We start from the raw sequence: 11,669 nt of genomic DNA on the forward strand, positions 1-11,669 counted from the left end.
ATTGAATATCAGATATTTTTAATTAATTAGGTTCGATGTAAATGCATCTATTAAGAAAAAGTTTTTTTAATTTAATAAGCATAATATCATAAATAATGCCCTGGTCATTACTATCTCCTGTATCTTCTAAACAGTCCGTAAATTGTGAAAGAATATCAAAAAGAGTACAAGGCTGTTCTAAAATAGTCAAAATATTATAATCTATCTCGTCAATAATAATTTCCCGAATTCCGGTAAAAAATAGTTGTGGAATATAAGCCAAACCTAAATGTTCGCCAGCTTCATCGACGAGGTTTTTATTTATTTGCTTTTTTATGCTGTTAGTCCACTTAAAAGATGGTTCCACAATTTCCAAATATGGGTGCCGTTTTAAAACGGTTTCAATTTGTTGTTCTTTTGATACAAAAAAAAATGAATACCAATCAGTCGAGTAATTTTCAAGGTCGTGTAATTTCCCGTATTCTATATTCAACCATGATTTATTTATCCGGTCGGAGTTTTCTCTATACCACCCTATTTCTTCTAAACCGGTGAAATGTATAAATCCGGTTTCAGTCATGGTTGTATAATTTTCTTTTTTGGTAATTGGTTGATTGATAAAATGGTCTGAGGATGCGGATCTAAAAAAATTATTTTCGTTGCTTTGACGAGATTCTTTATTGTTTTCGGTGTCTAATAACTGAGACAAACCTATGGAGATTTTTTTTTCGTAATGAGTATGATTGTTTTTGAAAAGTGCGATTATCTTAAAGAAGTAGTCAGGATAATGTTTAAGTAATGTTCCGGCAAGCAATTCACATATTTTTTCTTGCCGTTTTTTATCACCGATCACATGGATATAATCCAAACCAAACGAGGCTGAAGTGAAATCTGCTATTTTACGAGTTGCATAGCCCATATCATCAAATGTTTCAGAAAATAGAGTGGTGACTTTTTTCTTGTCTTTTTTACATAAGGCTGCAAAAAGTATTTGTTCAAATAAGATATTGAAGTTCGCTGATGGCATTTTTTTTGTTTTAATACCGTAATTATTATTTACTAGGTTAATTGCCTGATCACTGAAATTTTTGATAAATGCTAAGTCTGTTCCCCCAAAAATACCGGCATTGTAAGAAGTTATTGACGTTTCATTCAGTGCATGTTCTAGAAAGCCAGGAAGGTAGTTTAAATCTTTCTTTATATCTGTCATCAAACGTGTGTAATACGCCGTGCCACGTTCGGCGTTTTGTGCAATTAAGCTCGCCAATTCCAATTCAGCACAGAATCGTTTCCAGATAAATACATCACCATCAACATGTATAAACGGCTTATCTTGAAATGAATAAGTCAATATTTTGGGTAATGCCCAAAGATTCTCATGGTATCCATTGATGCCATCATAACAAACATTGACTTTTTTATAAGGTAAATCTAAATAGTTTATTAATATATCATAGCCGTTCTTGTCTGTAAAAAGATGTAAATCAGGATAATGTTCTTTTAACTTCAAACAACTAAGTGCCCAAGACATAATATGATATTGGGGAGAAAACCAGCCAAAGCTATTTTCAATCAAGCTTTTCTTACAGGACCAAAATGATTGTACGATTCTCATTGTATCTAACTTACTGATGACAAGTAGTATGGCAGGCGGACGCGGAGCTTCTTATTGATTTTTCAACAATGTATTTGCATTTAATTATTTCTGGGTAAAAAAATTAACGACCTCTAATAACTCCTGTTGCGCGCTTTCAAGTGACCATTTATCTTCAGTCCAAATCGCCCCTTTAAATGCTGTTTTTTTTTGTTTTTCATAATTATCATGAATTGCAATGATGGATGCTTTTAAAACATCCACTTGATCTCTATTGGCTGGCGCAGATTTTTGATTGGTTTTAAGGTCTACCATATTCAAATATCTTTCATTTAGTTGCATTTCATCCGCGAAGTTTTTAGTCGTCAGCGTTGGTATACCCAAGTATAGGCTTTCGTAAGGAACAAGAGGATAACTGGGTTTTGACGCCAAATATAGATTACAGTGAATGTCATTATACCACTCGGAGCGGTCTTTAAAAGTTCCCGATCCCTTATGGATGTCAATAGATTTTTTCTTAAAGTTCGTATGTTCAAAATTACAAGTAAAGGAATTGCTTACATAAATCTTTAAACAGATATTAGGTATTTCTTTCGCTAAAAGTTCCTTACATGCAGCTAATGTAAGATCTAATTGTTCTTTGGTAAATAAGTTTAAAGTGTAACCGATATTAAAACTTTTACAATCGGACTCTTCACTGAAGTTTCTTTTTAGCCTTACAAAGCCTGGGTTAATTGCAAATATAGGGATATTTAATCCTAATGATGTGAATTCATTCTTCAAATGTCCGCTTGTTACAATGCATCCGATATAGTCTTGATTCATTGTCGTGATTAATTTGTCCGACGGTACGATGCTGTCACAAAAAAGTATTTTCTGGTCTGCGGATTTTTTGCCCCCCGGAGAATTATCTCCGTAAGACAGTTTTAAACTTGACTTTGTTTCTATCCCTCTAATTTTTTTGATAAGGCTGAAAATACTTTGACTAGGATCATTTGAAGGCAGAACAAAATGTAATTTATACTTCGGATTTTTTACATTTCCTAACAGAGCGTTGATTGATTCAACGACATTTTGTGACTGCTTTTGTTTTAAGTGGTGATTTTCTTTTCCAGTTGTTTGAGTTAATGCAATACCGCCCCATCTCCAAGTGCCTCGGTGAAGATGTGCGGCATAATTTCCAAAATGACAGGCTATCTGACGGTGGCCGGACGTCAAGCATTGCCGGTCATGATTATTAAGCAGAACTATTTCGGGGAAAATATACTTTAATTTTGAAAATAGATTGCTTAACAGTCCCGGACCCGTAGATTCTAAAATGTCGTTTTCCGTTTTTATAGCTATTGTGGATAACATGGCAGCACTTTGAAGATATTTCAGCCAAAAAGGATGTTTAGGTACGCTCCCAAACATATAATTAGCGACCCTGAGCCGTTCTTTTAACCCCAGTTTTTTACACACACTTTTTGTCAGTGTCTTCTCTTCGGACAAGACTAATGTAAATCGGCGTAAATCGTCTAACGGTTTAATGCACAGCATGTCCATGTCTAAATAGAACCCGCCAAATAAATAAACCAAGATTACCCTAAGTACATCTGCCTTTTGTACCGTGTGGTGGTAATTATCATAAATTGGTTTAAAAAAAGGCATTTCATTGGAAATAATCTTTTCTGCATCATCCTGATTATAAAATCTAATTTCCCATTTTGGATGCAATCTCTTTATTCTAGCAATGCATTTCTGGAATATTTGAGGATACGGTTCATTTTTATTCAAAAAAACCAAATGAATAATCGATGGGATTTTTTTTGTTTTTCTCATTAATAGCTAAAGAATAAATGGCAGGTAAATTCTTCCTGTTTTGCCTTGGCGTATCACCATGTTCCGAAAAAGTAATGTACTGCATAAGCTTTGTCAATTCTCAATTGCATTTCATCCGAAATTGTATTATCTAAGATATATTTGGTTTCAAACATATTAATGGGATATACATCAGATGATTCCAAAATTGTAACCTCTGATTTCTCATTATATTCATTATAGCCATCGGTAAGTATGAATGGCCCCGTCGAATTTAAAACATCTGTTGGTGAGTTAACTTCAATTTTTGAATGAGAGATTATTTTGTTCAAAACAAACTGCATAAACTTATTATTAGGTGTACTGGCCATGAAAGCGTTACATAGAATCATGTTTTTGGAATAACGTTCCGCATGATACTGTGGCTCTTTTCCGATTACACAAGCTTGCTTATTTAAAAGAGGTTCAATATTTTCCAGACATTCAAAATCCAAGTCGACATATAGTCCGCCCATTGTGTTGAGCACACAGTAGCGGAATACATCTACTCTTTGAATATTGGAAGGATATTGGTCATATTTGGCGAGAAAATGAGGGTAGTGATCCTTTATGAATTCCCTATTCATTTCATCTGTCCAAAGTATGTGATCCCAATCAGGGTGAAAATGTTTCCAAGTCTCTGAAAGACTGTCTAAGGGCGAAGGTAAGTTCGCGTTTTTCCATGTTTGATGAATGATAGTAGGAATTGGCGTCATAAGCTTAAATTGACCATGTGGGAGTTATTGTAGACATCCTTGATATAACACCTTCGTGTAAATAATATTAAATTGTTTACCCTATAATAATACAACAGCGTTAAAGTGTAATTCTAAAGCTACTTATTCTCTTATATAAGTTCAAGCCATTTGTCTACCTGATCGGGAACTTAAATTACAATTATTATTTACAGAATCTCCATTGTCATGTAATGTACTTGAAATATTATTATTACAGCCTCCTCGCTAAAATTATTGATTGCTTCAACTGTAACTCTAAATCTTGAGCAATCTTATTTAAGCTGAATCTTCAACATCAGTACTTTGCTCAATTTGAAATCGTCCGTTGACTAACGCCTAATAGGGTGGCCAATGCTTGCTGCTCCATTCCATGGATTTCACGAATCTCGGTTATCGTTCTGCTAATATTTGAGGTTAGTTCTGTCATTGATCAAGCGCTTCGCTACAATGTAAATATAGAAAACTACCGCTTTAATATAAAATACAATTGATTTTAGTTACGCATAAAAAGCATTGCAAATTTGTCAGATTGCCTGGTCTCTGAGGAATTACGTCTGCGATCCGTCGAAACCAACGCAGAGTAACGAAGTTGGTGCGCGAGTTGGGCAACGGTCCGTGCTGGGGGGACGAAGCGACTGCATGGAATGTCCCCACACGAATACCGCGTATCAATGTGCGCTGACGACGTAGATAAGGCTCTAGATATTTAATGTTAAGAGCAATAGGCAGGCTGTAATCTATTTCAGTAATTGCGGTGAGATTAAGATATTCATAAAGATAAAATACTGTCGGGCTGCTATTTATATTTGGATCGTTGAGTCCACATGCTTAAACGTATAGGAGGCAAATTACCTCAATATATATGGTAAGGCAATAGACGATAAGCCGCTATGCTATTTTCGCGATTGCAGTTGGATTTGACACTGTTAAGTCGAAGGCATTATTGAACGACAACAATAAAAAACTAACGATTATATTAAAAGACACCACATCAGAGCGAGTTGCATTTGACATTACAAAATCTTCTGTGGACATCGCTTTTACTTTAAAAAGCTATCCCAATAGTTGAGATCGGGTTGGTTAAAGTAAAGAAGGCAAAGTTGTACACCCACGATAGAAAAAAGTTGCACTGAGAAAAGGATATTTAGTACAGGGAAATAATGTGGTTATTTTAACTATGTAGGGGCGTTTTCAAAAATCATCTACTTAAATGCAGACACTGGTAAGTGGTCGAAATATCACGTACAGACTCAGGTCTTAAAGCAGGTGATCCGAGCCTCTGGTTTTAATCACCTAATTTCAATTGTGTTCAGTGAATATTGGCCCTCTGAAGAAGGTTGTATCCTGTAATCACCAAGGTACATTCCGTTTTTTCAAATCGGCATCAACGCCTTAAATCCTACCGGAAGGTTAGGATATATTACGGTCAATACGTTTATCAAAAGCGTCAACGGCCGAGCATTACGGCAATATTTCCAAGATGAAGCATTAGATCTTACTATTATCAATTTCGGTGGCGAGCAAGTGTTTGCTGAACGAAATACCTACACCCGTATCTGTATCATATGTTACGTTTCTATACGATAGATCGTTACCGTATAATTACGTTATTTCAACAAGTGTTTTTACGATATTTGTTGACGGATGTTACATCTGATGGTTATAACTATACAAATATCGGTACAATGCTTTTATAAGATGGTGACACTGTTTTGTCAGTACCAGGTGATAGATTATCGGCTGTGTCTATTGACATTTATCAAAGGTCGGAGAATTGTTTGAAAGGATTGTGACAGTAGTTTGTCAGTAATGGTTGTCTATTTTGATTATTAATATATTAATATTGGCATATAGGTGGGTGTTCGATTAGTGTCCGATATTTGTCCGAATTAAAACAAAAAACCCCGTAAGCTTCTTACTTACAGGGTTGTTATTTAATTTAATGTAGCCCGTAGGGGAAGAGAACATAGCAATTAATAAACTAATCCTCAGCTACTTATGTTTTAAAAACATGCAAGTGCCACGAATAACGCAACTACATATTTAGTTTTTAAAAAGAACCCTATTTTAGCATTATCGAAAGCCTTTTTGCCTGCATCACAATCTTACATCATGTTCAAGAGCAATTGCATTTCCATATCAATACAAAGGTAACAAAATTTCAGAGAAAATTGTCAATATCGAATAATTGTTTAAGTTTACATCTGCAAAAGGGGTTATAGAATAACCCTTATAACAAACAAGAACTTAAATGCGAGGCCAATACGGTTATCTTGAGGACTTTATTACAGAACTTCGTTCCAATGGAAGATATGCTTTTTCATTGCAAGAGGTGCGCAATAAATTTGAACAATCAGACGAAGCAATAAAGAAAGCATTACAAAGATTAAAGAAGAAGCAGGAAATAGCTTTGGTACGAAATGAGTTCTATGTAATTGTTACTCCGGAATATAGAAGTAAGGGAATGCCTCCACCCTCTTTTTTTATATCAGACTTAATGAAGTTTCTCGACAAGGATTATTACATAGGCCTGTTAAATGCTGCGGCTTATTATGGCGCTGCACACCAGCAGCCGCAATCTTTTTCAGTCATAACTATCAAGCCCAGCTTAAGAGACATTAAAAAAGACAACCTAAAAATCAACTTCTACATTAAAAAGGAATGGGCAAAAGAAGATATAGTGCAACGAAAAGTTGATACTGGATTTATAAATGTTTCATCAGCTGAACTAACAGCTTTAGATCTGGTGTATTATTTTGACCAGTCCGGCGGGCTAAATAGGGTTGCTACCGTGTTGGAAGAACTTAGCGAAGTTATGAATGCAAATAAGCTGCTTGAAACAGCTAAAAGGTATTCACCGATCACTGCCGTTCAGCGTTTAGGATATTTGTTAGAAGACATTTTGAATAGAAAAGATTTGAGTGCTCCTATGAATGAGCATTTAAAAACAGTAAATCATTTTCCTGTACTATTAAGACCACAAAAGGAAAGGTTGGACATGGTTACTGGTAATGATTGGAAGGTGGTACCAAATGTTGAAATAGAAACAGACTTATGATACCACAAGCATACATAACTGCATGGCGAAAAAAGGCTCCCTGGCAAGAAGATTTCCAGGTTGAGCAGGATATTGTGATTGAAAGAGCCTTAATGGCGATATATGAAGATGCATACTTAAAAGAAAAACTGGCTTTCAGAGGCGGCACTGCATTACATAAATTACATTTATCGCCCGCGGCAAGATACTCAGAGGATATAGACTTAGTACAAATTACTACAGAGCCGTTTGGGCCAATTATAGATAAGCTAAGAGAGGTTTTATCTTTTCTAGGCGATAAACCGATACGCAAACAAAAACAGCATAATAACACACTAGTATATCGCTTTGATTCAGAAGGGGGAATTCCGTTGCGGTTAAAAGTTGAGGTAAATTGCAGAGAACACCACACCATTTTTGGCATTCAAGATGTAAAATATGCTATGGAATCTGAGTGGTATACTGGTGAAGTATTAATACCATCATATGAGTTAGCAGAGTTATTGGGAACTAAAATGCGCGCCCTATATCAAAGGCGGAAAGGTAGAGATTTGTTTGACATGTGGTTTGCACTAAAACAAGCTAATGTTGACCCAGGTAAGATTATTGAAGCGTGGAATTTTTATATGAAGGAAGAAGGTAACACCGTAACGCAAAAAGAATTTATAGAAAACATGGAAAAGAAAATTTTAGATCATGATTTCTTGCGGGATATGGAGGGTTTATTAAGGCCGGATCTATCTTATAAGATTACCGAAGCTTACGAATTTGTAAAAAAAGAAATTTTAGAAAAGATATAAGTATATATATGTTATCAGCCGATTTAAAATCAAAAATAAATAAGCTTTGGGATAAGTTCTGGAGTAGAGGGATTACTAATCCAATTACGGCAATTGAACAAATTTCATATTTGTTGTTTTTGCGTAGGATAGATGATGCAGATAAAGAAGCGCTAACTCAGAATAAAAGATATAAAACGCTTTTTGTCAGACAAAAATTAGATAAAAACGGCAAGCCTTTGAATGGGAAAAACGGTAAAGCGCTGATGGAAAGTGCTAACGATTGTCGTTGGTCAAATTTTTCAATACTAGGCAATGCAGATGAAATATTAGAGGTTGTCAGTAAAAAGGCTTTCCCTTTTATAAAAGGCTTAAATGATTCCAATCAGCCTTATACCCGACATATGCAAAACGCTGTTTTTGGAATTAATAATGCAACCTTACTAAAAGAAGCCATTGATGATATAGATAGCATTTTTGAAGATATTAAAAAGCAACAAGAAGGGGGACAACAATTTCAAGATACGCAAGGAGACGTTTACGAATATCTCATTAATGAAATTGGGACTTCGGGTAAAAATGGTCAATTCAGAACACCAAGACATATCATTCAGTTTATGTGTGAACTTATAGACCCGGATGTAAATGATAAGATTTGTGATCCTGCCTGTGGTACGGGAGGATTTTTATTGGGAACATATCAACACATACTCACAAAACATACAAAAGCGGAAAATATCATAGAGGACGAAAACGGATTTAACCGATTTAAAAGAAATGGCGGAGAGGAAATAACGGATCAAAAAATTTGGAGTAAGCTAGACAGTAAGATCTTTTTTGGGTTTGATATCGACCAAAATATGGTGCGTATTGGTTTAATGAACTTAATGCTCCATGGGATAAAAATTCCACAAATTGAAAATTTAGATTCTTTATCAAAAGAATATGAAGAACAGCATAAGGATGGAGAATATTCTATAATTCTTGCAAATCCTCCATTTACAGGTAGAATAAACAAAGATGGCGTTAGCGATAAGCTCAAAAGCCATGGAACTCAAAGTGAATTACTGTTCTTAATTCGTATTTCAAAAATGCTTCGTAAAGGAGGTAAGGCGGCGGTAATTATTCCAGAAGGTGTTTTGTTTAGTGGAAGCAAAAATCAAAAAGCTACAAGAGAAATTTTATTAAAAGATAATAATGTAGAGGCGGTCATTTCTCTGCCAAATGGGGTTTTCAAACCTTATGCAGGCGTTAAAACTTCAATCATAGTATTCTCTAAAGTTAAAGAAGGTAGTACAGATTTTAATACGAAAAGAGTTTGGTTTTATGAACTGAAAAATGACGGCTATAGTTTAGATGATAATAGAAAGAAACTATCCGAAAATCCTTTACCTCCTGCTATTAATGCTTATAAAAATAGATACACAGAAACTCCTACCGAAAGATTAGATTACTTCTTTGTACCATTATCCGAAATCCAGGAGAATGGTTTGGACTTAACATATAACAAGTACAAAAAGCACCAATATGAAATACAAACTTATGAATCACCACAAGACATTCTAAAGTCCTTGTTTCAATTAGAAGACGAATTACGAAAGGATATGGAAGAACTTAAAAACTTGATTGGGTGATGGAGAAAATAATGTTTAAGCATCTATTTGATTTTTTAAAGAAGTCAAATTTAAAGGCAAGTGATGAAGATGAGCAAGGTGAATTTCCTTTTTACACCTCTAGTAGTATTGTAAATAAACGAACGAATAATCCAATATACAACCAACTGTCATTAGTTATTGGGAATGGAGGTTCAGCAAGTATTCACTATGCGGATTTGCCTTTTGCTGCAACATCTCATTGTTATATTGCAATTGCAAAAAATGAAAGTGTAAATACAAAATATGCTTATTACTTTTTATCTGTTAATCTCCATATTTTGGAAAGGGGTTTTAAGGGAGCTGGTCTTAAAAATATTTCTTCAAAATATATTGACGAAATTGAAATTCCTATTCCTAATATAGAAACTCAAAATAAAATTGTAACAATTTTAGATAAGGTCAAATCTATTATTGATAAAAGAGAAAAAACCTTATCGATATGCGATGAATTAATTAGGGCATCTTTTCTTGATATGTTTGGTGATTCAATCCTAAACTCTAAAGGTTGGGAGAGAAAACCCTTAGAATTTCTTTGCAGTAAAATTGTTGACTGTCCTCACGAAACTCCAGAATATATTGATGGTAACAGTAATTTCTATTGTGTTAGATCTGGTGATATTCAGAACAACTATATTGATTTAAAAGAAACAAAGACAGTTTCAGAAGAAACATATTTAAGAAGAATATCACGGCATAAACCAAAATCAGGTGAAGTTATTTATACACGGGAAGGGGGAAGGCTTGGCAACGCAGCAAGAATTCCTGAAAATTATAATATTTGTTTAGGTCAAAGAATGATGCTTTTTATTGCTAATGAAGAGTTGTCAACTAATGAATTTATCTGGGCATTGTTAAACTCTGATTCGATCAAAAATCAAGTAATAAATATGAGTGGTGGTGGAGCAGCCCCTCGTATCAATATAAGTCAATTAAGAAAACTTGAAGTAATAGTACCCACGCTAGAGCTTCAAAAGTTATTTACTAAAAGAGTTAGAAAAATTGATATAATTATAGATAGACACAAACGAAGCTTATCAGAAATTAATAATTTATTAAACAGTATAAGCCAAAAGGCTTTTCAAGGCGAATTAGCTTTTAATACAGCAGTTGACTTAGAAATGTTATTGGAAAATGATTATACATTTTTCAAAGAAAATAGCAGCCAAGAAACAATAAGACTATTACTGAAAAGGCTGGACAAAGATGAGCTAAATGATAATAAGTTCTATGACCAACAGCTTTATGACAAAGCAAAGGAATTTGTATTTGAACTTTTAAAAGAGAATAGAGTAAAACAAATCTTTGACGATAGGTCGAAACGTGTAAAACTGACTATTTGATGAAACTACTCAGGTTAAAAATAGAAAACAAAGATGGATTTCGAAGTCTTCAACAAGGCTTTGAAATAAACTTTCACACTCTGGCTGATACTGAAGCTATGGAATATTTCCGTCCATTTTGTTTTGCAGGTTTAAATGGAAGCGGTAAATCTAATGTATTAGAGGCTATAGTTAATATTTTTTATCATTTAGAGGTCTGTGTGGCAAGATATTTACCCCAGAGTATACAAAACTCTCAGAACTTTAGAAGAGTAGAATGTACACCAGACGCTTTTACTTTAGAATATTTAATTGGTCAACACAATAGAAAATATTATACTCTTTATTATTTTGATAAAGTAACTATTGTTAAGGAAGAAGGGAGAGAGCCTCAAATGTTCATCCAACCCTTTCCCTTTGATGAATCAGTCGAAATAAGAGAAGTTTCGCTAGTTCCTTCAAAAAATAAAGAATCGGCTGCTGAAGGAAAAACATATTTACCTGCTCATATTATTGGATATTCATCGGGAGAAAATGAAATTCTAAGCTTACCATTTATAAAAAGTCGCCTAATTCATTTAGATGAATATCTGCAAGCTGTTAGAGATAAGTATAATGAATACCGAGAAGCCGAGTTGATATTCCGGGGATGTTGACCACCTGATTCCGTGGCAAAGTGACCAGGCGATTAGCTGGCGAACGATAGCAGCGAGAGCTGTAAAAGCGTTTT

Annotated in this window: 10 protein-coding genes; 6 read left to right on the forward strand and 4 right to left on the reverse strand. The window is 34.5% G+C overall.

Annotated elements, in window-relative coordinates; translation table 11 throughout:
* Positions 1 to 22: 22 nt before the first annotated feature.
* From ABIB50_RS18495 to ABIB50_RS18510, 4 genes are all read right to left on the reverse strand, one after another.
* Positions 23 to 1,594, reverse strand: coding sequence for a DUF6734 family protein (locus ABIB50_RS18495; protein WP_429382109.1), 1,572 nt, complete (start codon positions 1,592 to 1,594; stop codon positions 23 to 25).
* 84 nt (positions 1,595 to 1,678) lie between these two features.
* Positions 1,679 to 3,394 (reverse strand): glycosyltransferase family 32 protein, encoded by a 1,716-nt coding sequence (locus ABIB50_RS18500; RefSeq protein WP_429382111.1) that lies wholly within the window; start codon positions 3,392 to 3,394, stop codon positions 1,679 to 1,681.
* A 53-nt stretch (positions 3,395 to 3,447) separates the two neighbouring features.
* Positions 3,448 to 4,128 (reverse strand): glycosyltransferase family 32 protein, encoded by a 681-nt coding sequence (locus ABIB50_RS18505; RefSeq protein WP_429382113.1) that lies wholly within the window; start codon positions 4,126 to 4,128, stop codon positions 3,448 to 3,450.
* Between the two features lie 328 nt (positions 4,129 to 4,456).
* Positions 4,457 to 4,576 carry a helix-turn-helix domain-containing protein gene (locus ABIB50_RS18510; RefSeq protein WP_429382116.1) on the reverse strand — a complete coding sequence of 40 codons (120 nt, stop codon included), beginning with the start codon at positions 4,574 to 4,576 and terminating at the stop codon, positions 4,457 to 4,459.
* Positions 4,577 to 5,511: 935 nt separating this feature from the next.
* On the opposite strand from ABIB50_RS18510, the gene ABIB50_RS18515 reads away from it, so the two are divergent.
* From ABIB50_RS18515 to ABIB50_RS18540, 6 genes are all read left to right on the forward strand, one after another.
* Positions 5,512 to 5,736 (forward strand): Eco57I restriction-modification methylase domain-containing protein, encoded by a 225-nt coding sequence (locus ABIB50_RS18515; RefSeq protein ID WP_429382133.1) that lies wholly within the window; start codon positions 5,512 to 5,514, stop codon positions 5,734 to 5,736.
* 664 nt (positions 5,737 to 6,400) lie between these two features.
* Complete coding sequence (locus ABIB50_RS18520) at positions 6,401 to 7,207, forward strand: type IV toxin-antitoxin system AbiEi family antitoxin domain-containing protein (protein ID WP_429382118.1); 807 nt, start codon at positions 6,401 to 6,403, stop codon at positions 7,205 to 7,207.
* Positions 7,204 to 7,986: a nucleotidyl transferase AbiEii/AbiGii toxin family protein gene (locus ABIB50_RS18525; protein WP_429382120.1), complete on the forward strand. Its 783-nt coding sequence runs from the start codon at positions 7,204 to 7,206 to the stop codon at positions 7,984 to 7,986. Before ABIB50_RS18520 ends, ABIB50_RS18525 begins: the two co-directional genes overlap by 4 nt.
* Before the next feature lie 8 nt (positions 7,987 to 7,994).
* Positions 7,995 to 9,599: a type I restriction-modification system subunit M gene (locus tag ABIB50_RS18530; RefSeq protein WP_429382122.1), complete on the forward strand. Its 1,605-nt coding sequence runs from the start codon at positions 7,995 to 7,997 to the stop codon at positions 9,597 to 9,599.
* On the forward strand, positions 9,599 to 10,960 hold the full coding sequence (locus tag ABIB50_RS18535) for a restriction endonuclease subunit S (protein WP_429382124.1): 1,362 nt from the start codon (positions 9,599 to 9,601) through the stop codon (positions 10,958 to 10,960). Before ABIB50_RS18530 ends, ABIB50_RS18535 begins: the two co-directional genes overlap by 1 nt.
* Positions 10,960 to 11,595 (forward strand): hypothetical protein, encoded by a 636-nt coding sequence (locus tag ABIB50_RS18540; RefSeq protein WP_429382127.1) that lies wholly within the window; start codon positions 10,960 to 10,962, stop codon positions 11,593 to 11,595. Before ABIB50_RS18535 ends, ABIB50_RS18540 begins: the two co-directional genes overlap by 1 nt.
* The last annotated feature ends 74 nt before the right edge of the window (positions 11,596 to 11,669 follow it).

Source organism: Mucilaginibacter sp. UYCu711, assembly GCF_050433825.1.
GTDB lineage: Bacteria > Bacteroidota > Bacteroidia > Sphingobacteriales > Sphingobacteriaceae > Mucilaginibacter.